Source organism: Enterobacter sp. MGH 33, assembly GCF_000534535.1.
Classification (GTDB): domain Bacteria; phylum Pseudomonadota; class Gammaproteobacteria; order Enterobacterales; family Enterobacteriaceae; genus Enterobacter; species Enterobacter hormaechei_C.
Map to the genome: position 1 here is coordinate 3,965,956 of NZ_KI973212.1, position 22,618 is coordinate 3,988,573.

At 59.8% G+C, this 22,618-nt stretch carries 24 protein-coding genes; 10 read left to right on the forward strand and 14 right to left on the reverse strand.

All coding sequences use genetic code 11. From position 1 onward, the window contains the following. The first annotated feature begins 10 nt into the window (after positions 1 to 10). The gene (locus L379_RS05595; protein ID WP_032654785.1) at positions 11 to 1,435 is read left to right on the forward strand and encodes a 6-phospho-beta-glucosidase; all 1,425 of its coding nucleotides are present in this window, start codon (positions 11 to 13) and stop codon (positions 1,433 to 1,435) included. An 88-nt stretch (positions 1,436 to 1,523) separates the two neighbouring features. Here the strand turns inward: L379_RS05595 and hycI are convergent, their stop codons facing one another. The 9 genes from hycI to hycA all read right to left on the reverse strand — a co-directional run bounded on the left by hycI (position 1,524) and on the right by hycA (position 9,305). Next, complete coding sequence (hycI, locus tag L379_RS05590) at positions 1,524 to 1,979, reverse strand: hydrogenase maturation peptidase HycI (protein WP_017382797.1); 456 nt, start codon at positions 1,977 to 1,979, stop codon at positions 1,524 to 1,526. Beyond that, positions 1,972 to 2,382, reverse strand: a complete 411-nt coding sequence (locus L379_RS05585) for a formate hydrogenlyase maturation HycH family protein (RefSeq protein WP_032654790.1) — start codon at positions 2,380 to 2,382, stop codon at positions 1,972 to 1,974. Before L379_RS05585 ends, hycI begins: the two co-directional genes overlap by 8 nt. Continuing rightward, positions 2,379 to 3,146 carry an NADH-quinone oxidoreductase subunit B family protein gene (locus tag L379_RS05580; RefSeq protein WP_032654793.1) on the reverse strand — a complete coding sequence of 256 codons (768 nt, stop codon included), beginning with the start codon at positions 3,144 to 3,146 and terminating at the stop codon, positions 2,379 to 2,381. Before L379_RS05580 ends, L379_RS05585 begins: the two co-directional genes overlap by 4 nt. After that, positions 3,146 to 3,688, reverse strand: a complete 543-nt coding sequence (locus tag L379_RS05575) for a formate hydrogenlyase complex iron-sulfur subunit (protein ID WP_003862138.1) — start codon at positions 3,686 to 3,688, stop codon at positions 3,146 to 3,148. Before L379_RS05575 ends, L379_RS05580 begins: the two co-directional genes overlap by 1 nt. Positions 3,689 to 3,697: 9 nt before the next feature. Continuing rightward, the gene (gene hycE, locus L379_RS05570; protein WP_032654795.1) at positions 3,698 to 5,407 is read right to left on the reverse strand and encodes a formate hydrogenlyase subunit HycE; all 1,710 of its coding nucleotides are present in this window, start codon (positions 5,405 to 5,407) and stop codon (positions 3,698 to 3,700) included. Positions 5,408 to 5,422: 15 nt separating this feature from the next. After that, the gene (locus L379_RS05565; RefSeq protein ID WP_015571691.1) at positions 5,423 to 6,346 is read right to left on the reverse strand and encodes a respiratory chain complex I subunit 1 family protein; all 924 of its coding nucleotides are present in this window, start codon (positions 6,344 to 6,346) and stop codon (positions 5,423 to 5,425) included. Position 6,347: 1 nt separating this feature from the next. Further along, the gene (gene hycC / locus L379_RS05560; protein WP_032654798.1) at positions 6,348 to 8,162 is read right to left on the reverse strand and encodes a formate hydrogenlyase subunit 3; all 1,815 of its coding nucleotides are present in this window, start codon (positions 8,160 to 8,162) and stop codon (positions 6,348 to 6,350) included. Beyond that, positions 8,159 to 8,767: a 4Fe-4S dicluster domain-containing protein gene (locus L379_RS05555; RefSeq protein WP_017382803.1), complete on the reverse strand. Its 609-nt coding sequence runs from the start codon at positions 8,765 to 8,767 to the stop codon at positions 8,159 to 8,161. Before L379_RS05555 ends, hycC begins: the two co-directional genes overlap by 4 nt. A gap of 73 nt (positions 8,768 to 8,840) precedes the next feature. After that, the gene (hycA, locus tag L379_RS05550; RefSeq protein ID WP_017382804.1) at positions 8,841 to 9,305 is read right to left on the reverse strand and encodes a formate hydrogenlyase regulator HycA; all 465 of its coding nucleotides are present in this window, start codon (positions 9,303 to 9,305) and stop codon (positions 8,841 to 8,843) included. Between the two features lie 210 nt (positions 9,306 to 9,515). On the opposite strand from hycA, the gene hypA reads away from it, so the two are divergent. The 6 genes from hypA to flhA all read left to right on the forward strand — a co-directional run bounded on the left by hypA (position 9,516) and on the right by flhA (position 15,263). Next, positions 9,516 to 9,866, forward strand: a complete 351-nt coding sequence (hypA, locus tag L379_RS05545; RefSeq protein ID WP_032654800.1) for a hydrogenase maturation nickel metallochaperone HypA — start codon at positions 9,516 to 9,518, stop codon at positions 9,864 to 9,866. Positions 9,867 to 9,869: 3 nt separating this feature from the next. Next, a complete protein-coding gene (hypB, locus tag L379_RS05540; protein WP_015571695.1) occupies positions 9,870 to 10,733 on the forward strand; it encodes a hydrogenase nickel incorporation protein HypB in 864 nt (287 codons plus the stop codon). Then, a complete protein-coding gene (locus tag L379_RS05535) occupies positions 10,724 to 10,996 on the forward strand; it encodes a HypC/HybG/HupF family hydrogenase formation chaperone (protein ID WP_015571696.1) in 273 nt (90 codons plus the stop codon). The genes hypB and L379_RS05535 overlap by 10 nt, the downstream gene beginning before the upstream one ends. 3 nt (positions 10,997 to 10,999) lie before the next feature. Continuing rightward, positions 11,000 to 12,121, forward strand: a complete 1,122-nt coding sequence (hypD, locus tag L379_RS05530) for a hydrogenase formation protein HypD (RefSeq protein ID WP_017692769.1) — start codon at positions 11,000 to 11,002, stop codon at positions 12,119 to 12,121. Then, complete coding sequence (gene hypE / locus L379_RS05525) at positions 12,118 to 13,128, forward strand: hydrogenase expression/formation protein HypE (protein WP_017382807.1); 1,011 nt, start codon at positions 12,118 to 12,120, stop codon at positions 13,126 to 13,128. Before hypD ends, hypE begins: the two co-directional genes overlap by 4 nt. Positions 13,129 to 13,190: 62 nt before the next feature. Further along, positions 13,191 to 15,263 (forward strand): formate hydrogenlyase transcriptional activator FlhA, encoded by a 2,073-nt coding sequence (gene flhA / locus L379_RS05520; protein ID WP_017382808.1) that lies wholly within the window; start codon positions 13,191 to 13,193, stop codon positions 15,261 to 15,263. A 61-nt stretch (positions 15,264 to 15,324) separates the two neighbouring features. On the opposite strand, the gene L379_RS05515 is transcribed toward flhA, so the two are convergent. After that, the gene (locus tag L379_RS05515) at positions 15,325 to 15,669 is read right to left on the reverse strand and encodes a nitrous oxide-stimulated promoter family protein (protein WP_181006769.1); all 345 of its coding nucleotides are present in this window, start codon (positions 15,667 to 15,669) and stop codon (positions 15,325 to 15,327) included. A 175-nt stretch (positions 15,670 to 15,844) separates the two neighbouring features. Here L379_RS05515 and L379_RS05510 point away from each other — a divergent pair, with 175 nt between their 5' ends. Both L379_RS05510 and mutS read left to right on the forward strand, forming a co-directional pair. Continuing rightward, complete coding sequence (locus L379_RS05510; protein WP_017692767.1) at positions 15,845 to 16,075, forward strand: SymE family type I addiction module toxin; 231 nt, start codon at positions 15,845 to 15,847, stop codon at positions 16,073 to 16,075. Between the two features lie 113 nt (positions 16,076 to 16,188). After that, the gene (mutS, locus tag L379_RS05505; RefSeq protein WP_017692766.1) at positions 16,189 to 18,750 is read left to right on the forward strand and encodes a DNA mismatch repair protein MutS; all 2,562 of its coding nucleotides are present in this window, start codon (positions 16,189 to 16,191) and stop codon (positions 18,748 to 18,750) included. A gap of 140 nt (positions 18,751 to 18,890) precedes the next feature. Here mutS and L379_RS05500 read toward each other — a convergent pair whose 3' ends face one another. Genes L379_RS05500 through L379_RS05490 form a run of 3 tightly spaced genes read right to left on the reverse strand, consistent with a single transcriptional unit; the run spans position 18,891 to position 21,142 of the window. Next, positions 18,891 to 19,112 carry a non-oxidative hydroxyarylic acid decarboxylases subunit D gene (locus L379_RS05500; protein ID WP_003862116.1) on the reverse strand — a complete coding sequence of 74 codons (222 nt, stop codon included), beginning with the start codon at positions 19,110 to 19,112 and terminating at the stop codon, positions 18,891 to 18,893. A gap of 10 nt (positions 19,113 to 19,122) precedes the next feature. Then, positions 19,123 to 20,550 (reverse strand): non-oxidative hydroxyarylic acid decarboxylases subunit C, encoded by a 1,428-nt coding sequence (locus L379_RS05495; protein WP_032654808.1) that lies wholly within the window; start codon positions 20,548 to 20,550, stop codon positions 19,123 to 19,125. Then, the gene (locus tag L379_RS05490) at positions 20,540 to 21,142 is read right to left on the reverse strand and encodes a non-oxidative hydroxyarylic acid decarboxylases subunit B (RefSeq protein WP_017382811.1); all 603 of its coding nucleotides are present in this window, start codon (positions 21,140 to 21,142) and stop codon (positions 20,540 to 20,542) included. Before L379_RS05490 ends, L379_RS05495 begins: the two co-directional genes overlap by 11 nt. A 173-nt stretch (positions 21,143 to 21,315) precedes the next feature. Here L379_RS05490 and L379_RS05485 point away from each other — a divergent pair, with 173 nt between their 5' ends. Beyond that, positions 21,316 to 21,723, forward strand: coding sequence for a MarR family winged helix-turn-helix transcriptional regulator (locus tag L379_RS05485; RefSeq protein ID WP_017382812.1), 408 nt, complete (start codon positions 21,316 to 21,318; stop codon positions 21,721 to 21,723). On the opposite strand, the gene L379_RS05480 is transcribed toward L379_RS05485, so the two are convergent. Further along, positions 21,720 to 22,607: a LysR family transcriptional regulator gene (locus L379_RS05480; protein ID WP_017382813.1), complete on the reverse strand. Its 888-nt coding sequence runs from the start codon at positions 22,605 to 22,607 to the stop codon at positions 21,720 to 21,722. The genes L379_RS05485 and L379_RS05480 overlap by 4 nt on opposite strands. Positions 22,608 to 22,618 lie beyond the last annotated feature (11 nt).

Genomic DNA, 22,618 nt, shown 5'->3' on the forward strand with positions numbered 1-22,618 from the left:
CGAGGTAAGAATGTCTGTTTTTCCACAAGGATTTTTATGGGGCGGCGCGCTTGCCGCCAACCAGAGTGAAGGTGCTTACCGTGAAGGCGGCAAAGGACTGACGACGGTCGACATGATCCCCCACGGCGCAAACCGTCTGGCGGTAAAAGGCGGCAAGGAAAAACGGTTTTCGTTGCGGGACGACGAATTCTACCCGAGCCACGAGGCGATTGATTTTTACCATCGCTACAAAGAAGACATCGCCCTGATGGCGGAGATGGGCTTTACGGTGTTCCGCACCTCGATTGCCTGGAGCCGCCTCTACCCGAACGGCGACGAACCGCTGCCGAATCAGGAAGGCATTGCCTTCTACCGCGCGGTGTTCGAGGAGTGTAAAAAGTACAACATCGAGCCGCTGGTGACGCTCTGCCACTTCGACGTGCCGATGCACCTGGTGACGGAGTACGGCTCCTGGCGCAACCGTAAGATGGTGGATTTCTTCGCCCGCTACGCCCGCACCTGCTTCGAGGCGTTTAACGGGCTGGTGAAATACTGGCTGACCTTCAACGAAATCAACATCATGCTGCACAGCCCGTTCTCCGGCGCGGGGCTGGTATTTGAAGAAGGTGAAAACGAAGATCAGGTGAAATACCAGGCCGCGCACCACGAGCTGGTGGCGAGCGCGCTGGCGACCAAAATTGCCCACGAGGTGAACCCGGAAAACCAGGTCGGTTGTATGCTGGCGGGCGGCAATTTTTACCCCTGGTCCTGCAAGCCGGAAGACGTGTGGATGGCGCTGGAAAAAGACCGCGAGAACCTGTTCTTTATCGACGTGCAGGCGCGCGGCAGCTATCCGGCTTACTCTGCCCGCGTGTTCCGCGAGAAAGGCGTGGTGATTGTGAAAGACCCGGGCGACGATGAACTGCTGAAAAACACCGTCGACTTTGTCTCGTTCAGCTATTACGCCTCGCGCTGCGCGTCGGCGGACATGAACGCGGGAAACACCAGCGCGGCGAACATCGTGAAGTCCCTGCGCAACCCGCATATTCAGGTGAGCGAATGGGGCTGGGGCATTGACCCGCTCGGCCTGCGCATCACCATGAACATGATGTACGACCGCTACCAGAAGCCGCTGTTCCTGGTGGAAAACGGCCTTGGAGCGAAGGACGTCATTGATGAAAACGGCGAGATCAACGACGACTACCGAATCAGCTACCTGCGCGAGCATATTCGCGCGATGGCTGATGCGATTGAGGACGGCGTACCGCTGCTGGGCTACACCACCTGGGGCTGCATTGACCTTGTCTCGGCCTCAACGGGGGAAATGAGCAAGCGCTACGGGTTTGTGTACGTCGACCGGGACGACGCCGGGAACGGCACGCTGGACCGCAAGCGCAAGAAATCATTCTGGTGGTATAAGAAGGTGATTGCGAGTAACGGGGGGGATCTGGAGTAGCCTGTTGCCCTCACCCCAGCCCTCTCCCACAGGGAGAGGGGGATGGGTTTGGTAGGCCGGGTAAGGCGAAGCCGCCACCCGGCACTGCTCAGAGCTGAGAAAATCCCCCATCCCCAACCCACCCGGCAAGCCGTGAATAGACCACGTCCACCGCCTCTTTCACCGGCTGCGTCATCGGGTAATAGAACCCGACAATGTCCGGCTGAATCCCCAGAAACAGCACCTCACCCACGTCGTCTTTAATCTGATCGACCAGGTAGTTCAGCGGCATATTGTGCGTCGTCATCATAAACATTTCGGCGATGTCGTCCGGGTCAATCAGGCGGATCTCACCGGGGTTGAGCCCCATATCGGTGGCATCAACGATTAACAGCCTGTCCGGGCGCAGCTCGCGAATGGCCACCACGTCGTTTTCCGGCGCGCTGCCGCCGTCAATCACCACCCAGCTGCCCGGCGGGTTTGCGGCGCACAGTTCCGCCAGCAGCGGACCCGCGCCGTCGTCGCCCATCATGCTGTTGCCGACACACAGTAAAACGTCAGTCACGTAATCTCCTCACCATCAGGTAGATGGCGCTCTCCTGATGAATATCGTGCAGCATGCTAAGCAGCGTTTTGCTCCACGCCTGCTGCTCGGGGGTTTGCCTGCTCAGCGCCTCGTCAAAGGCGTTGGCGAGCATCGCAATGTGGTTGGCATCGATGACGATCTCGCCGTATTTCGGCACGCCCTCCATCTTGCGCCGCGCCGTGCTGCCCTCCTCCAGCGTGGCGATCCACGCCAGGTAATCGGCCCACGGGCAGCTTAACGCCGCCTCCAGGCAGTCGATCACCCCGAGGTGGTGCCCAATCGCCAGACTGTAATAGACCACCTGCTGCGCCGCATCCGGCGTGGCGTCGTTCTCATCAATAAACTTACGGCTCAGCTGGCTGAACACCACCGTTTCACTCATCGGATACGCGCCTCATCGACGATGCTGTTCAGGTTCGCCACGATCTCATTGAGTCGTGGATCGTTTTCCGCCTCCAGCCAGCGCGCCACCTGATGGTCGCCCTGGCTCAGCAGGCGCAGATAATCGTCGGCAATCTGGCGTCCGTAGCGGTAGCCCGCCAGCCTGCGCGCCGTGCGGTCGATCTTCACCCGCAGCGGCTGCACCATGTCCGGGTGCAGAATGGCGGCAGGCTGGTTGTCCAGCTCGCCCGGCTCGCGGGCGTGGATTTTTTGCTCCAGCAGGCCGAGCGCCATGGCAAAACCGTACAGCGTCGCGGCAGGCGTTGGCGGACAGCCTGGAATGTAAACATCAACCGGCACGATTTTGTCGGTGCCGCCCCAGACGCAGTACAGGTCGTGGAAGATGCCGCCGCTGTTGCCGCAGGCACCGTACGAGATGCAGATTTTCGGGTCCGGCGCGGACTGCCAGGCGCGCAGCGCGGGGGATCGCATGGCGCGGGTGACGGCCCCGGTAAACAGCAGAATGTCCGCATGGCGCGGAGACGGCACCACTTTGATGCCGAAGCGCTCGGCGTCAAACAGCGGTGACAGCGTGGCGAAGATCTCGATCTCGCAGCCGTTGCAGCCGCCGCAGTCCACGCGATAGACGTAGGCCGAGCGTTTGATTTTTTTCAGCAGCGACGCCTTCATGCTGGCGATGGACTCCTCCACCGTCAGCGGCACCGGAATGCCGTTAGCGTCGCGCGGGCCGAGTAAGTTTTCCATCAGCTGGCCTCTCTCATATGGCGGGTTAAATCGATGCGGTCAGACGGCAGCAGGCACTTCTGACGCTTGCACTCCGGGCAGGTTTCGAAGCTTTCACGGTGATGCTCCGCGCGGACGTCGCCGTTGTGCTTCAGCAGCGCGATGGCGTAGTCGATCTCTTTTTGCACGGCGAAGGGACGCTTGCAGACGCGGCAGTTGCACAGCGCAAAGCGCGACTGCTGGAGGAAGTCCTCTTTTTTCCACACCGCCAGCTCGTACTCCTGAGACAGGCGAATGGCCACCGTCGGGCAGACCTCCTCGCAGCGGCCGCAGAAGATGCAGCGCCCGAGGTTAAACTGCCAGGCCAGCTCGCCGGTTTTCAGGTCCGTTTCCACCGTTAAGGCATTCGACGGGCAGGCGTTGACGCAGGCCGCGCAGCCGATGCACTGCTGCGGGTTGTGCTCCGGCTTGCCGCGAAAGTTTTTATCCACCGGGATCGGCTCCAGCGGATAACTGCTGGTCTGCGCGCCGGTTTTGATCACTTTTTTGATGAAGGTAAACATGGCGAATCCTTATTTCAGCGGCGAGTTCTTACGCTCGATGCTGTAGCGCTCAAGCTCTTTGTACGGCACCACCTGGCTTTTCTTCTTGCGCACGTCCACGACGGTCATGCGGTCGGTGCAGGAGTAGCACGGGTCGAGGCTGCCGATGATCAGCGGCGCGTCAGAGACCGTATTGCCGCGCAGCATGTAGCGCAGGGTTGGCCAGTTGGCGTAGGTCGCCGCGCGGCAGCGCCAGCGGTAGAGCTTCTGGTTGTCGCCGGTCATGCTCCAGTGGATGTCGTCCCCGCGCGGCGCTTCGGCAAAGCCGAGGGCAAAGCGGTTTGGAATGTAGGTGAAGCCTTCCACCATCAGCGGGCCGCCCGGCAGATTATCGAGGCCGTAGTCGATCATGTTCAGCGCGGTGAATACCTCGTTGATGCGCACCTTCAGACGGGAGATGACGTCGCAGCCCTGCTCGCTGTGCACGCTCATCGGCAGCAGGCCGTAGCCGACGAACGGGTGATCGGCGCGGGTATCGCGGGCGTGGCCGCTGGCGCGCACCATCGGACCAACGTTACTGAAGTCGCGGGCGATTTCCGGGTCAAGACGGCCGATGCCCACGGTGCGCTGCTCAATGTTTGGCGTGCTGAGCAGCATGTCCACCAGCTCCTGCACGTCCCGCCGCATCTGCTGCGCCAGCTGGCGGGTCTGGATCATGTCGTCTTTCAGCAGGTCGCGGCGGATCCCGCCGATCAGGTTCAGGCCGTAGGTTTTACGCGCCCCGGTAAGGATCTCCGCCATCTTCATCGACGCCTCGCGCACGCGGAAGAACTGCATAAACCCGGAGTCAAAGCCGACGAAGTGGCAGGCCAGGCCGAGGTTGAGCAGGTGCGAGTGCAGGCGCTCCACCTCCAGCAGAATGGCGCGGATCATCTGCGCGCGTTCCGGCACCACGATCCCCATGCCGTTTTCCACAGAGGTGGTGTAGGCGGTGCTGTGGGCAAAGCCGCAGATGCCGCACACGCGGTCAGAGAGGAATGTGACTTCGTTGTAGCCCATGCGGGTCTCCGCCAGCTTCTCCATGCCGCGGTGGACGTAGAACAGGCGGTAGTCGGCGTCGATAATGTTCTCGCCGTCGACGAACAGGCGGAAGTGGCCCGGTTCGTCGGAGGTAACGTGCAGCGGGCCAATCGGCACCACGTTATTCTTCTTGCTGCCCAGCTCGTTGATGAACTCGTAGGTTTCGCTGTCGGTGGTCGGGGCCGGGCGCTGGCGGTAGTCCATGCTGTCCTTGCGCAGCGGATAGAGTTCATCCGGCCAGTCGTCCGGCAGCACCAGGCGACGCTCGTCAGGCAGGCCAACCGGCACCAGACCATACATGTCGCGCACTTCGCGCTCGCCCCAGACGGCGGCAGGCACGCGCGGCGTGACGGAGGGGTATTCCGGCTTGTTCGGGTCGACTTCGACGCGCACGGTGAGCCAGCACTTCTCCCCCTGCTCCATCGACATCACGTAGTACACCGCATAGTTGCCACACAGCTGACGCTCGTCGTTGCCGAACAGCACTGACAGCCAGCCGCCCTGCTGGTAATAGAGAAACTCCACCACTTCCGGCAGATAGTTCACCTTAATGGTGACGGTGATCTGGTCTTTGGTTTGCCAGGACTCCTCCAGCACCACGCCCGGGAAAGCCTGATGCAACGCGGCGAGATACTGCTGACCTTTCTTTTCTTCAGACATAAACACTCTCTTTAATCACGCCACCAGCAAGGAGACGAACGCTAAAAATGCAAAACCAAAACCGGCCCAGGTGATGCGTGACGTTTCGACAAAACGCAGGCGCGCCATGCTGTTTTCAAACAGGGCAATCACCAGCACGCCGAAAATCAGCTTGAGCGCAGCCACCACCACGGCCAGCAGCAGGCCGCCCGCAGAGAAGTGCGTCATCTGCCCCCACGGGAAGAAAACGCCGACGAACATCTGCAACACCACCAGCTGCTTGAGGCTGATGCCCCACTTCAGCACCGCAAAGCCGTAGCCGCTGTATTCGGTGAGCGGCCCCTCCTGTAATTCCTGCTCCGCTTCCGCGAGATCGAACGGCAACTTGCCCATCTCGATAAAGGTGGCGAACGCGCAGGCGCAGAGCGCCAGCACCAGCGGGAGAGAACGTGAAACCGGCCAGTGGTAAACGGTGTCGGTGATAAAACTGATATGGGTCGAGCCTGCAACCTGCGCGGCGACCCACAGCCCCAGCAGCAGAATTGGCTCAACCAGCACGCCGAGCATCGCCTCGCGGCTGGCGCCGATACCCGTAAACGGGCTGCCGGTATCCAGACCCGCAATCGCAAAGAAGAAACGCGCGATGGCGAAGAGGTAGATCAGCGTAATCAGATCGCCCAGCACCGGCAGCGGCGAGCCCACCGTCACCACCGGCAGCGCGGTGGCGATGGTCAGCATCACGCCCACCATCACAAACGGCGTCAGGCGGAACACCCAGCCTGCGGCGTCCGGCGCGACGCTCTGACGGGAAAGCAGTTTGAAGAGATCGCGGTACTCCTGGAGCACGCCAGGCCCGCGACGGTTGTGCAGCCGGGCGCGCGCCACGCGCGTGATGCCCGACAGCAGCGGCGCGGCGGCGAACAGCACCAGCGCCTGAAGAATTGCCAGTAACAGACTCATGTCAGGCTCCTCGTGAAATGACAATCACCACCAGCACCGCCAGCTCGATCAGCGCCAGGCGGCGGAACAGCACGGGCACGGCGGCACCCTGCCAGCCCGGCACCCAGCCCACCGGGTTCAGCCAGTGGCGCAGCTTCAGCACGGCGGCGAAGTTCTCCTTCACCGGCATAGCGAAACCGTGGGCGGTGATGACCATCGACTGCTCGTGTTCGTAGCCGCAGGCCCACGCCGCGCCGCGCGAGCGGGAGGCGAGACGGTCGCGTCTGAAGAACAGCATCAGCACGAACGGCAGGAGCGGCGCGGCAATCAGCAGCAGCGCCATCATCGGCTGGGAAACGACGGTATGCGCCGTGACCAGCGGCAGCGGAATGGCGTGGCCCAGCAGCGGCAGCAGCCACGGCGCGGCAACCCCGCCCGCGATGCAGCACAGCGCCAGTGCGACCACGCTTACGCCCATCAGTAGCGGTGCGCAGCAGGCGTTTTCCGCTTCGCGGGTGCGCGGCGCGCCCAGGAAGGTGACACCGTAAACTTTCGCCATACACATCACCGCCAGCGCGCCGGTGATCGCCAGGCCCACCGCCAGCAGCGGGCCGAGTAAACGCCCGATAAACGCCTCGCTCTGGCCGAGGGCGAAGAAGGACTGATAAATCACCCACTCGCCGGCAAAGCCGTTCAGCGGCGGCAGCGCAGCCATCGCCATCAGCCCGACCAGCATCGCCAGCGAAATGACGGGCATTTTTTTGCCAATCCCGCCGAGCTTTTCAATATCGCGGTGCCCGGTGCGGAACCAGACGCTACCCGCACCGAGGAACAGGGTGCTTTTAAACAGACTGTGGTTGATAAGGTGATACAGACCGCCAATAAACCCGGCGGCAATCAGCGCCGGCTGGTTGAGCGCCAGCCCGGTGACGCCCGCGCCCATGCCGAGCAGGATAATCCCGATGTTCTCCAGGGTGTGGTACGCCAGCAGACGCTGGATGTTGTGCTCCATCAGCGCGTACAGCCCGCCGACGAACGCGGTGATCATCCCCGCAATCAGCAGCGCCACGCCCCACCACAGCGGCGGCTGACCGCCCGTCAGGGTTATCATCAGGATGCCGAACAGACCGACCTTCATCACCACGGTGGAGAACAGCGCAGCGGCCGGGGCTGAGGCATTGGCATGCGCCTGCGGCACCCAGCCGTGCAGCGGGATTATCCCGGCCAGCAGGCCAAAACCAACTACGCCCAACAGCCAGACGTCGTTGCCCAGCGGCTGGCCGTTAAGCGCGGCAAAATCCAGCGTGCCGAAACGCTGCCACACCAGCCAGCAGGCCAGCGCCAGCAGCAGCGTACCGAGACGTCCGAGCGCAAACCACAGCTTGCCGGAGGCGCTGCATCCGGTCAGGAACACGCCGCACAGGGCCATGATTTCTGCCATCACCACCAGCGCGCCGAGGTTGCTGGCGATAACGGTACAGACCGCGGCGGCCATCAACAGGTTAACCAGCAGGCCGTTGGCTTTGGTGTGCTGATGTCGATGCCAGTCGATATTAAACAGGCTGATAAACAGTCCGCACAGGCCAAAGGTTATCAGCCAGATGGCGTTCAGCGGCGTAAGCTCAACGGCGTGGTGAATCAGCGGGATGAGGGTGTCAACAGACTGGCCGTCGATCAGGACAACCCCGCCCGCCGCCAGCGTCATCAGGCTGCCGACCGCCCCGCCGATACCGGCGATCACCCCGCTCAGCGTTTTATGGAAGGAGAGAAGCAGCGCCAGGACAGCGGCGGCGGCAAACCAGGCCACACCGCTGGTCATCATAACTATCGCGTTCATTTCGCCCCCTCGTTAAGCGCCCGCAGCAGCGAAAGATCGCCGACGTCGGTATTGATGGTCAGCTCGCGCTTGCGTTTGCTGGTGCGAGCGATGTCGCGGATGTTGACCAGGACCAGCGCCCGGGTCGGGCAGGTCCGCACGCAGGCCGGACCCTGCTCATCGAAGCTGCACAGATCGCACTTCACCGCAACGGCGCGAATGCCCGGCACCCAGTCCAGCAGCGTACTCACGCGTGCCGGAGCCGGTGGCGCAGGCGGCGCTTTCGCAGTATTAGCATTCGCCGGAATATGCAGCGGACGGCTGCCGGAAAACTCAATGGCGCCGAACGGACAGGCGATGCCGCACAGCTTGCAGCTCACGCACAGGCTTTCGTTCAGCTGTACCGCGCCGTCAACGCGGGTGATGGCATTGACAGGACAGACGCCCGCGCACGGGGCGTCTTCACAGTGGTGACAGAGCTGCGGGGCAGACTCTTTCTCATTACGCATGACGCGCAGGCGCGGCATGGACTGTAGCCCGTGCAGGCGGTGCGTTTCCGAGCACGCCGCCTCACAGGTCCGACAGCCAATACAGACCGTCGAGTCAGCAATTACAAAACGGTTCACCGGGTCATCCTCTGGTGATGGTCATTTTTGACGAAAAAAAACTGTCTTATCGACACTTCTCGACACTCGTTTTTCAGGCCACGTTCGCGGAGGATTTTCCGTCGATCAGCTGTTTCAGGTTGACTGGCCTGTCATGCTCAACGGCGGCGTAGAGGCCGTTGTAAACCGGCGCGATTTTCTCCAGATAGTGCTCCAGCACCTGCTGGCGATCGCGGTTGCTGACGTGACCGTCCACCATGCCGTCCGCCATCAGCTGCGCCCGGGCGATGCAGTGCCTGTCGCCCTCTTTCGTCTCGACGTAGTACTCAATCGTGTGGCTGTTGAAGGTCTCCGCCAGGGTGACGTAAATCGTAAAGTGACCGAACAGGACAAAACGCATATCCCCCTGCGCCGCACAGCTCATGGCGTGATGCAGATGGGCCTTCGACAGCGTGATCCCCTGGATCAGTGAATTGCAGTACAGGTGCCATTGCTCCTGGAGCTGCTGATGACGTTGTGCGATGTAATCCGCTTTTTCGCTAATTTCCCAAATAGTCATAAAAGGTATCCGGTTAATGGAGTTAGCGGCTGTTAAGCAGATTTCGTGCCAGTTTTTAATTTGTTGATTTAAATGGGTTTTAAAGAGATGCGCACTGTCACCGCCGCGGTGTCGACGTGTCATTTCGACAGCGTTGACATCGTCACGCCGTAACGCAAATCAAGCTGGCACCGTTATTGCATTGAAGGGGCAATTCATTAAGGAGGCGTCATGCACGAAATCACCCTCTGCCAGCGGGCACTGGAACTTATCGAACAGCAGGCAGTGCATAACCACGCGAAACGCGTCACCGGCGTCTGGCTGAAGGTCGGGGCGTTTTCCTGCGTCGAGACCAGCGCCCTCACCTTCTGTTTTGAGCTGGTGTGCCGCGGCACGCTGGCGGAAGGCTGCGCGCTGCATATCGACGAGCAGCAGGCAGAGTGCTGGTGCGAGCAGTGTCAGCAGTACGTCACGCTGCTGTCATCGAAGGTACAGCGCTGTCCGCAGTGCCAGAGCAGCGGGCTGCGCATCGTGGCGGATGACGGTATGCAGATCCAACGCCTCGAAATCGAGAAGGAGTAATGTATGTGTAGTACCTGCGGTTGCGCTGAAGGCAACCTGTATATAGAAGGGGATGAACACCGTCCCCACTCCGCGTTTCGCTCCGCGCCCTTTTCTCCTGCCCCGCGTCCCGCGGCGGCCCTGACCGGCATCACCTTTGCCCCGCAGCGTTCCGACGCGGGCGACCTCCATTACGGCCATGGCGAAGCGGGTACGCACGCGCCGGGCATCAGCCAGCGCCAGATGCTGGAGGTGGAGATCAACGTGCTGGACAAGAATAACCAGCTCGCCGCCCGCAATCGCGCCCGCTTTGCCGCGCGCGAACAGCTGGTGCTGAACCTGGTCTCCAGCCCCGGCTCCGGTAAAACCACGCTGCTGACCGAAACCCTCAAACGGCTGAATAAACGCGTCTCCTGCGCCGTAATCGAAGGCGACCAGCAAACGGTAAACGACGCCGCGCGCATCCGCGAAACCGGTACGCCTGCGATTCAGGTCAACACCGGGAAAGGGTGCCACCTGGACGCGCAGATGATTGCCGACGCCGCCCCGCGCCTGCCGCTGGCGGATAACGGTATCCTGTTTATTGAAAACGTCGGCAACCTGGTTTGCCCGGCAAGCTTCGACCTCGGCGAGCGGCATAAAGTGGCGGTGCTCTCCGTGACCGAAGGGGAAGACAAGCCGCTTAAATATCCGCATATGTTTGCCGCCGCCTCCCTCATGCTGCTGAACAAGGTCGACCTGCTGCCGTACCTGAATTTCGACGTGGATAAGTGCCTGGCTTACGCCCGGGAAGTGAACCCGGACATTGAGATCCTGCTGGTTTCCGCCACGCGCGGCGACGGGATGGACGCCTGGCTGAACTGGCTGGAGAACGAACGATGTGCATAGGCGTCCCCGGACAAATTCATTCCCTCGACGGCAATCAGGCCAAAGTGGAGGTCTGCGGCATCCTGCGCGATGTCGACCTGACGCTGGTAGGCAGCCACGATGAGACCGGCGCAACGCGTCTCGGCCAGTGGGTGCTGGTTCACGTGGGTTTTGCCATGAGCGTGATTAATGAGGAAGAAGCCCGCGACACGCTGGATGCGCTACAGAATATGTTTGACGTCGAGCCGGACGTGGGCGCCCTGCTGTATGGCGAGGAGCGATAACACATGCGTTACGTTGATGAATATCGCGCGCCGGAGCAGGTGTTGCAGCTTATCGATCGCCTGAAAACCCGCGCCTCGCTGCTGGACTACACGAAAGAAAAACCGCTGCGGATCATGGAGGTGTGCGGCGGACACACCCACGCCATCTTTAAATTTGGCCTCGACCAGCTGCTGCCGGAGAACATCGAGTTTATCCACGGCCCCGGCTGCCCGGTGTGCGTGCTGCCGATGGGGCGCATCGACAGCTGTATCGACATCGCCAGCCGCCCCGGTGTGATTTTTTGCACCTTTGGCGACGCCATGCGTGTTCCGGGAAAAAATGGCTCGCTGCTCCAGGCGAAGGCGCGCGGCGCGGACGTGCGGATCGTCTACTCACCGATGGATGCCCTGACGCTGGCGATGGCTAATCCTGAGCGTAAGGTCGTCTTTTTCGGGCTGGGTTTTGAAACCACCATGCCCGCCACCGCCATTACCCTCCAGCAGGCGAAAGCCCGCAACGTCACTAACTTTTACTTTTTCTGCCAGCACATCACGCTTATTCCCACGCTGCGCAGCCTGCTTGAAGCGCCGGATAACGGTATCGACGCGTTTCTGGCGCCGGGCCACGTCAGCATGGTGATCGGCACAGAAGCCTACGGTTTTATCGCTGAACAGTACAATCGTCCGTTAGTGGTGGCTGGTTTCGAGCCACTTGATCTACTGCAAGGCGTGACCATGCTGGTTGAGCAGAAAATAGCGGCCCTGAGTGCGGTGGAAAATCAGTATCGTCGCGTGGTGCCCGATGCAGGTAACAGACGGGCACAGCAGGCCATAGCCGACGTGTTTAGCGTCGAAGGCGACAGCGAGTGGCGCGGACTGGGGCTGATTGCCGAATCCGGCGTACACCTGACGCCCGCGTATCGCGCCTTCGACGCCGAAGCGCATTTCCGCCCGCAGCCGCAGCAGGTGTGCGACGATCCCCGCGCCCGCTGTGGCGACGTACTCACCGGCAAATGCAAACCTCATCACTGCCCGTTATTTGGCAACGCCTGTAACCCGCAAACCGCGTTTGGCGCGCTGATGGTCTCTTCCGAAGGGGCATGCGCCGCGTGGTATCACTATCGCAACCAGGAGTGTGAAGCATGAACACGGTGGAAATGGCGCACGGAAGCGGTGGACAGGCGATGCAGCAGCTGATTAACCGGCTGTTTATGGAAGCCTTTAATAACCCCTGGCTCGCCGAGCAGGAAGATCAGGCGCGTATTGACCTCGCGGCCCTGACCGCCCACGGTGACAGGCTGGCGTTCTCTACCGACAGCTACGTGATTGACCCGCTGTTCTTCCCGGGAGGCGATATCGGCAAGCTCGCCGTCTGCGGCACGGCAAACGACGTCGCCGTCAGCGGCGCGATCCCCCGCTACCTCTCCTGCGGGTTTATCCTCGAAGAAGGGTTACCAATGGAGACGCTCACGGCGGTGGTCAACAGCATGGCGCACACCGCCCGCGAGGCGGGGATCGCCATCGTCACCGGGGATACCAAGGTGGTGCAGCGCGGCGCGGCGGATAAGCTCTTCATCAACACAGCCGGGATGGGCGCGATCCCTGCCGACATTCACTGGGGCGCGCAGCAGCTTTGCGCAGGCGACGTGCTGATTGTCAGCGGCACGCTGGGCTGCCACGGGGCAACCATCCTGAACCTGCGCGAAGGCCTGGGGCTGGATGGCGAGCTGCGCAGTGACTGCGCGGTACTCACGCCGCTGATCCAGACGCTGCGCGACATGCCGGGCGTAAAAGCCCTGCGCGACGCCACGCGGGGCGGCGTGAATGCCGTGGTGCACGAGTTCGCGGCAAGCTGCGGCTGCGGGATTGAGCTGACCGAGCGCGGCCTGCCCGTTAAGCCCGCCGTGCGCGGGCTGTGCGAGCTACTAGGTCTAGACCCGCTTAACTTTGCCAATGAGGGCAAGCTGGTGATCGGCGTGGAACGCGCGGCGGCGGAAGCCGTACTTGCACAGCTGCGCGCACATCCTTTAGGGAAAGACGCGGCCATCATCGGCGACGTGGTTGAGCGCAAAGGGGTGCGCCTGACCGGGCTTTACGGCGTGAAGCGCACGCTGGATCTGCCGCACGCTGAACCGTTACCCCGAATTTGCTAGACCGCGCCAAAAGCGGTCAGCGCTGAATTTCTCTTTTTGCCAGTTTCTATTGGAAAGCAACAATGCCGTATACACCGATGAGCGATCTTGGACAGCAGGGCCTGTTTGACATCACGCGCACACTTTTACAACAGCCCGATCTCGGCGCGCTGAGCGATGCCCTGACGCGGCTGGTCAGGCAATCAGCGCTGGCGGACAGCGCCGCCATTGTGCTCTGGCATAGCGCAACCCACCGCGCGAGCTATTTCTCAACGCGTGATAACGGCAAAATCTTCGAATATGAAGATGAAACGTTTCTGGCCCACGGCCCGGTGCGGCGTATCCTCTCCCGCCCGGAAGCGCTGCACTGCAATTTTGACCAGTTTCGCCAGGCCTGGCCGAAGCTGGCAGAGAGCAATCTTTACCACCCGTTCGGCCACTACAGCATGCTGCCGCTGGCGGTGGAAGGGCAAATTTTTGGCGGCTGCGAGTTTATCCGCGATACCGACCAGCCCTGGAGCGAGGCGGAGTACGAACGCCTGCACACCTTTACCCAGATTGTGGCCGTTGTCGCGGAGCAGATCCAAAGCCGCGTCACCAATAACGTGGACTACGACCTGCTGAGCCGCGAGCGCGATAACTTCCGCATTCTGGTTGCCATCACCAACGCCGTGCTCTCCCGCCTGGACATGGATGAGTTGGTCAGCGAAGTGTCAAAAGAGATCCATCACTATTTTAAAATCGATGCCATCAGCATTGCGCTACGCGGCAACCGGAAAGGCAAGCTGAACATCTACTCCACCCACTACCTTGATGAAGCCAACCCGGCGCACGAGCAGAGCGAAGTGGACGAAGCGGGAACGCTTTCCGAGCGGGTATTTAAAAGCAAAGAGATCCTGCTGCTCAATCTCAATGAACAGGATCCGGTAGCCCCCTACGAGCGGATGTTGTTCAACACCTGGGGCAACAAGATCCAGACCCTGTGCCTGCTGCCGCTGATGTCCGGCAACACCATGCTCGGCGTGCTTAAACTGGCGCAGTGCGATGAGGCCGTATTTACCACCGCCAACCTGAAGCTGCTGCGCCAGATCGCCGAGCGTATCTCCATTGCGCTGGATAACGCCCTCGCCTATCAGGAGATCCACCGCCTGAAGGAGCGGCTGGTGGACGAAAACCTGGCGCTGACCGAGCAGCTCAACAACGTGGACAGCGAGTTTGGCGAAATCATCGGACGCAGCGATGCCATGTACAGCGTCCTTAAGCAGGTGGAAATGGTGGCGCAGAGCGACAGCACGGTGCTGATCCTCGGTGAAACCGGCACCGGGAAAGAGCTGATTGCCCGGGCGATCCACAACCTGAGCAACCGCAACAGCCGCCGGATGGTGAAGATGAACTGCGCGGCGATGCCTGCGGGCCTACTGGAAAGCGACCTGTTCGGCCACGAGCGTGGCGCCTTTACCGGCGCCAGCAGCCAGCGGCTGGGCCGTTTTGAACTGGCGGATAAAAGCTCGTTGTTCCTCGACGAAGTGGGCGATATGCCGCTGGAGCTTCAGCCCAAGCTGCTGCGCGTTTTGCAGGAGCAGGAGTTCGAGCGCCTCGGCAGCAACAAGCTGATCCAGACCGACGTGCGTCTGATTGCCGCCACCAATCGCGATCTGAAAAAAATGGTCGCCGACCGCGAGTTTCGCAGCGATCTTTACTATCGCCTGAACGTCTTCCCGATCTGCCTGCCGCCGCTGCGCGAGCGCCCGGAAGATATTCCGCTGCTGGTGAAAGCCTTTACCGCGAAGATTGCCCGCCGGATGGGGCGAAATATCGACAGTATTCCTGCCGAAACGCTACGCACACTCTCGGCGATGGAGTGGCCGGGGAACGTGCGCGAGCTGGAAAACGTCATTGAGCGCGCGGTCCTGCTGACGCGCGGGAACGTGCTCCAGCTCTCCCTGCCAGAGGTTACTCCTTCTGAAACGACCGTGACCGCAACCGAGCTTGCGAAAGAGGGAGAAGATGAATATCAGCTCATTATGCGAGTGCTGAAGGAGACCAACGGCGTGGTAGCCGGACCGAAAGGTGCGGCGCAACGGCTGGGGCTGAAGCGTACCACCCTGCTCTCGCGCATGAAGCGTCTGGGAATCGATAAAGAGAGTCTGAATTAACCCGTCATTCCGGCGACGTCGCCCTGCGCGTAATTTGTCGCCCACTGCGGCGCGGAGCCGGTTATTTTTTGGGCCGATACTTTTCGGGTAATTCCGGAACCGGACGGCGATCGTCGTTCAGATGACGGATGGTCAGAATCGGATGGCGCCATAACATACGTGGCCCTGCCCAGCGCATCACCTGCTTCATCTCTTCCCGTCGGGCGGGTTGATAACAGTGCACAGGGCACTGTTTGCAGGCAGGTTTTTCCTCACCAAACACGCATTTATCCAGCCGCTTATCGGCATAAGCCTTGAGCGCCGAATAGTGCCCCTCTTCTTTTATGGCGTGCGGACACCTGTTTTCGTACAGGGCGATCATTCTGGCGATCGTCTTTTTTTCTCGTGAAATACGTTTACCGGACATAACGTCGTCCTCAACAATAAAGTGCATTTATAATACCCTTTTATCCGCACATTTTCAGTCATTGCATTCCATTTTCTGAAGCGCCCTTCCAGAATTACCCCGCCCCCCGCTGCGTTTTACTGGTATTTTATACAGGCATAAATAACCACCTTTGACCGCATTCACCGGAGAGCTTATGCAAGAGATCGCGATCGCCAAACCCTATCGTCACTTGAAAGTGGGTTACTTCAGAAAACGTCATGAAGACCGTAAAACGAAAATTCCAAAACGGTACAGCGTACACGCTGCGCTGAGCCTGAAAGGCGACTGGCTTGAGCAAGCGGGATTTACCACCAACTCGCAGGTTCGGGTGGGCGTCGAGCACGGGAAAATCATCATTGAATTAATGGTGGAAGATGCCTCGTAAAGTCGTGACTTTTTTCTGCGCCGCACCTTTTTTTCATGCGACAATAGAAGGAACAATCGGCCATTGAGCCGCTCAAAGCGTAATATTTTCAAAGAAATGGATATCATAACTCCATGAGCACAATCGACAATTTCGACGCGCATACGCCAATGATGCAGCAGTACCTGAAGCTGAAGGCACAGCATCCGGAAATTTTGCTGTTTTACCGTATGGGCGATTTTTACGAGCTTTTTTATGACGATGCGAAACGTGCGTCTCAGCTGCTCGACATTTCCCTGACGAAACGTGGCGCGTCGGCAGGCGAGCCCATCCCGATGGCAGGTATCCCGCATCACGCGGTTGAAAACTATCTGGCGAAGCTGGTGAACCAGGGTGAGTCTGTCGCTATCTGCGAACAAATTGGCGACCCGGCCACGTCGAAAGGCCCCGTTGAGCGCAAGGTCGTACGCATCGTGACGCCGGGAACCATCAGCGATGAGGCCCTGCTTCAGGAGCGCCAGGATAACCTGCTGGCGGCGATCTGGCAGGACGGTAAAGGGTTTGGCTACGCCACGCTGGATATCAGCTCCGGTCGTTTTCGCCTGAGTGAACCGGCTGACCGTGAAACCATGGCGGCTGAACTACAGCGCACCAATCCGGCAGAACTGCTTTATGCAGAGGATTTCGCCGAGACGGCGCTGATTGAAGGTCGCCGCGGCCTGCGTCGTCGTCCACTGTGGGAGTTCGAAATTGATACCGCGCGCCAGCAGCTGAACCTGCAATTTGGCACGCGCGATTTGATTGGCTTTGGCGTAGAAAATGCCCCGCGCGGGCTGTGTGCCGCAGGCTGCCTGTTGCAGTACGTTAAGGATACGCAGCGTACCGCCCTGCCCCATATCCGTTCCATTACCATGGAGCGTCAGCAGGACAGCATCATCATGGATGCCGCCACCCGCCGCAACCTGGAGATCACTCAGAACCTCGCTGGCGGCATGGAAAATACGCTGGCGTCGGTTCTCGACAGCACGGTTACCCCCATGGGCAGCCGTATGCTCAAACGCTGGCTGCATATGCCGATCCGCAATACCGACACGCTGATCGGCCGCCAGCAAACCATTGCCGCATTGCAGGATCGTTACACCGACTTGCAGCCGGTGCTGCGTCAGGTGGGTGATCTTGAGCGTATCCTGGCGCGCCTGGCACTGCGCACCGCGCGTCCACGCGATCTCGCCCGTATGCGTCACGCGTTCCAGCAGTTGCCGGAACTGCGTGCTCAGTTGGGAGAGATCGACAGCGCGCCAGTGCAGAAGCTGCGCGAAACCATGGGCGAATTTACCGAGCTTCGCGAACTGCTGGAACGCGCCATCATTGATGCGCCGCCTGTTCTGGTGCGGGATGGCGGGGTTATTGCTCCAGGTTATAACGAAGAGCTGGACGAATGGCGTGCGCTGGCCGATGGCGCGACGGATTATCTGGATAAGCTGGAAATCCGCGAGCGTGAACGTCTGGGGCTCGACACCCTGAAAGTCGGCTACAACGCGGTACACGGTTACTATATCCAGATCAGCCGTGGGCAGAGCCACCTGGCACCTATTCACTACGTTCGCCGCCAGACGCTGAAAAATGCCGAGCGCTACATTATTCCCGAGCTGAAAGAGTACGAAGACAAAGTGCTCACGTCGAAAGGTAAAGCGCTGGCGCTGGAGAAACAGCTGTATGACGAGCTGTTCGACATCCTGATGCCGCACCTGGCTGACCTGCAACTGAGCGCCGCTGCGCTGGCCGAGCTGGATGTCCTGGTAAACCTGGCCGAGCGCGCCGATACGCTGAATTACACCTGTCCGACCTTTACTGACAAACCCGGCATTCGCATTACCGAAGGCCGCCACCCGGTGGTTGAGCAGGTGCTGAACGAACCGTTTATTGCCAACCCGTTGAACCTGTCACCGCAGCGAAGAATGCTGATCATTACCGGCCCCAACATGGGCGGTAAAAGCACCTATATGCGCCAGACAGCCCTTATCGCGCTGCTCGCCTACATCGGCAGCTACGTTCCGGCGCAGAAGGTTGAGATTGGCCCTATCGACCGTATCTTCACCCGTGTGGGTGCGGCGGACGATCTGGCGAGCGGTCGCTCTACATTTATGGTCGAGATGACCGAAACCGCCAACATTCTGCATAACGCGACAGAGAACAGTCTGGTGTTGATGGACGAAGTAGGACGCGGTACCTCCACCTATGACGGCCTGTCCCTGGCCTGGGCGTGCGCGGAAAGTCTGGCAAATAAAATCAAGGCGCTGACGCTGTTCGCAACGCACTATTTCGAACTGACACAGCTGCCAGAGAAAATGGAAGGCGTGGCTAACGTCCACCTTGATGCGCTTGAGCACGGCGACACCATCGCCTTTATGCACACGGTGCAGGACGGCGCGGCAAGCAAGAGTTATGGCCTGGCCGTCGCGGCGCTGGCGGGCGTGCCGAAAGAGGTGATCAAGCGCGCGCGTCAGAAACTGCGTGAGCTGGAAAGTTTGTCACCGAATGCGGCGGCGACGCAGATAGATGGTACGCAGATGTCACTGCTGGCGGTCCCGGAAGAGACCTCTCCGGCCGTGGAAGCGCTGGAAAATCTCGACCCGGATTCCCTGACGCCGCGACAGGCGCTGGAGTGGATTTATCGGTTGAAGAGTCTGGTTTAGTTCTCTGCGGTCTTTTTTGCCGGGTGGCGGCTTCGCCTTACCCGGCCTACAAAACCCGTAGGCCCGGTAAGCGTAGCGCCACCGGGCAAAGGACCGCACAATATTATCGCCCGGTAAGCGCAGCCGCCACCGGGCTTTTTTTACAGCAGCGGCGGGATCGTCGGCACCTGCGGCGCCTCATCAATATCCTTCTGCGTCATGCGGAACGCTTCCGGGTAATGCTCGCGGCTGGTACGGCGCAGCGGTTCGGTATCGCGCCAGGTATACAGACAGTGCTGACACTGGTATACCGTCCAGACACCTTTCACCGGTGATGTTGCCATCACTTCAATATGTTCATCGGCACAACGTGGACAAATCATTTTTTCCTCCTTATTGACGTGCCGCCAGCATCGCGGTCAGTTTTTCGGCCCAGGCTTTGGTTTCAGGGAGATCCTGTACCGGCTGGCTGTAGTGACCACGGTTGTCCGGGGCAACAGGGGTGGTGGCATCAATGATCAGCTTGTCAGTGATCCCCGCCGGGCTGGAGCCGGGGTCAAGCTCGAGCACAGACATATTCGGTAGCTGCACCAGATCGCCTGCCGGATTGACCTTCGATGACAGCGCCCACATCACCTGCGGCAGGTTAAACGGATCGACATCTTCATCCACCATAATCACCATCTTCACGTAACCCAGACCGTGTGGCGTGGTCATGGCGCGGAGCCCGACCGCACGGGCAAAACCGCCGTAACGCTTTTTAGTGGAGATAATCGCCAGCAGACCGTGGGTGTACATGGCGTTTACCGCCTGCACTTCCGGGAATTCAGCCTTCAGCTGCTGATAGAGCGGTACGCAGGTGGCGGGCCCCATCAGATAATCAATCTCGGTCCACGGCATGCCCAGGTAGAGAGATTCGAAAATCGGTTTAGTGCGGTAAGAAACTTTGTCGATACGCACAACCGTCATGTTGCGCCCGCCGGAGTAGTGACCGGTAAACTCACCGAAGGGCCCTTCAATTTCACGTTTCCGGCCTTCAATCACCCCTTCCAGGATCACTTCCGACCCCCACGGCACATCGAAACCGGTCAGCGGAGCCGTCGCAATCGGATACGGGCTTTCACGTAGCGCACCGGCCATCTCATACTCGGATTGATCGTATTTCAGCGGCGTGGCGCCCATCAGGGTGATGATCGGATCGTTACCCAGCGTAATGGCAATTGGCAGGTCTTCGCCGCGCTCTTCTGCCTTATGCAGATGCAACGCAATATCGTGCATCGGCACCGGTTGCAGGCCGAGCTTACGCTTGCCCTTCACTTCCATACGATAGATCCCGACGTTCTGCTTGCCGAAGTGATCGGGGTCGAACGGATCGCGGGAGACAACGCATGCTTTATCGAGATAAAAGCCCCCGTCACCGTCGTTCAGGCGGAACAGCGGCAGAATGTCGAACAGGTTAATGTCTTCCCCGTCCACCGTGTTCTGCGCCCAGGCCGGGTTTGCACGACGCTCTGGCGCGACGGGAAATTTGTCCCAGCGACGAATAAACTCGTCGATCTGTTTTTTCACCGGGGTATTCGCCGGCAGCCCCATCGAAATAGCGTGGTTTTGCCACGAGCCGATAGTGTTCATCACCACACGGGCATCGGTGAAACCGCGAATATTATCGAACCACAGCGCAGGCGCGCCATCGCCAATGCGCCCGGTAGCGTTGGCGGCCGCCGCTAAATCCGGTTCAGCGTTTACCTCTTCCTCAATTTTCAGCAGCTGCCCTTGCTCATCGAGCGCCTGCAAGAAGCTTCTCAAATCATCAAATGCCATCTTTATTCTCCTGTGAAAAATGTTTCGCTGCCTGCAAACCTTCCCAGCGTCGGGCTTTTTTATGCTCCAGACCGAACTGGTCGAGAACGCGGGTCACGATATGATGGGTAATGTCATCGGCGGTTTGCGGGTGGTTGTAGTACGCAGGCATAGGCGGCACCATCGCCACGCCCATGCGGGAAAGGGCAAGCATGTTCTCGAGATGGATGGTGCTGAGCGGCGTCTCACGGGGAACCAGCACCAGCTTGCGTCCCTCTTTCAGCACCACGTCTGCCGCACGCCCTACCAGCCCTTCGGCGTAGCCCGCGCGGATACCCGCCAGCGTTTTCATGCTGCACGGGATGACGATCATGCCGTCGGTGCGAAACGAGCCGGAGGAGATGGTGGCAGCCTGATCGGCCGGGCTATGGACGACATCCGCCAGGGCAGCAACGTCATGCGCAGTGAAGGGCGTTTCCAGCTCAATCGTGGTTTTTGCCCACTTCGACATCACCAGATGCGTTTCCACCTCCGGCATTTCCCGCAGCGCCAGCAACAACGCCACGCCTAATGGCGCACCCGTTGCGCCCGTCATTCCCACAATCAATCTCATTCAGCACCTCAATTAGTTTGTTCGTGTACGAACATATTAATTAAACTACGCCTTGATCCTGCTGCTGACAAGATCGTTCGTATACGATCACACTAATCGCTAAAAAACTCTCGCGTTAAAATTCAGCCCGAGAGCGGCTATCATAGAGGGAGTATTTTTCCGTCGGAGTGTCCATGGAGTTAAGACAAGAAGCTTTCCACCTGCTACGTCAGCTTTTTCAACAGCATACCGCCCAGTGGCAGCACGCATTGCCCGAACTGACAAAGCCACAGTATGCGGTGATGCGGTCAATTGCTGAAAATCCTGGCATTGAGCAGGTTGCCCTGACTGAAGTCGCGGTGAGCACCAAAGCGACGCTGGCAGAAATGCTGAGCCGCATGGAAGCACGCGGCCTGGTCAGGCGCGAGCACGATCCGGCGGACAAGCGCCGTCGGTTTGTCTTTCTGACGGCCGAAGGTGAGGCCCTGCTTGAGAGCAGTAAACCGATTGGAAATGAGGTGGATGAGGCGTTTTTAGGGCGCCTTAACGGCGCGGAACGAGAGCAATTTTCAGCGCTCATTAAAAAGATGATGCAGAATTAAGTAACCCTGACGCGCATAAAATCAATAAATGTTCGCACTTTCGCGGGCACATGCCGGGCATCAGGATAAACGGCATAGATGCCCTGCTGAGCGAACGTGTACGCCGGTAACAGCGAGACCAGTTCCCCTGCATCCAGTGCGTTTCGCACCAGCCACTCCGGCAGCAGCGCCACTCCACATCCCGCGAGGGCAAAAGCCTTCAGCGCCTGGGCGCTGTCTGCATACAGGCGCGGCGCTCTCTTGATCTCAAAGGAAACCGGCTGCCCATCAACGCCTCTCATCTGCCAGCGCAGCGGCGAGGTTAAACGCTCGTGAATGATCCAGTCCGCTTCCGCCAGCTGCTCCAGAGAGTTAACCGGATGGTTTGCCAGCCAGCCTGGCGTTGCCACGGGCAAGATGGTGAAGGAGGTCATCAACGCGGCGTGGTAGCGCGAATCTGCAAGCGTGCCGAGCCGGATAGCGACATCGAAGCGCTCGGCGATAAGATCGGCATGCAAAGAGGACGAGACATGCCGCACGCGAAGGTCCGGGTGCAGCTGGCTAAATTCAGCCAGCAAAGGCACCACCACCTGCGAGCCATATTCGGGCGTGGTGGTGATCCGCAGTTCTCCCGTCAGCCCGGCGTGGTTGGCGCGAACATCATCCTGCAATCGCTCTGCATCCCGTAACAGCATCACGCTTCGTTGATGAAAGAGCTTCCCCGCCTCGGTCAGCGTCAGGCGTCGGGTGGTTCGCAGCAACAGGGTGACGCCCAGCTCCTCTTCAAGCTGACGAATATGAAAGCTGACCACCGCTTTTGTCAGCCCCATCGCCTCCGCTGCGGCGGTGAAACTGCCGGTGTCCGCTACGGCGATAAACATCGCCGTACGCTGTAAATTAAGCATCGCTTGCCTGG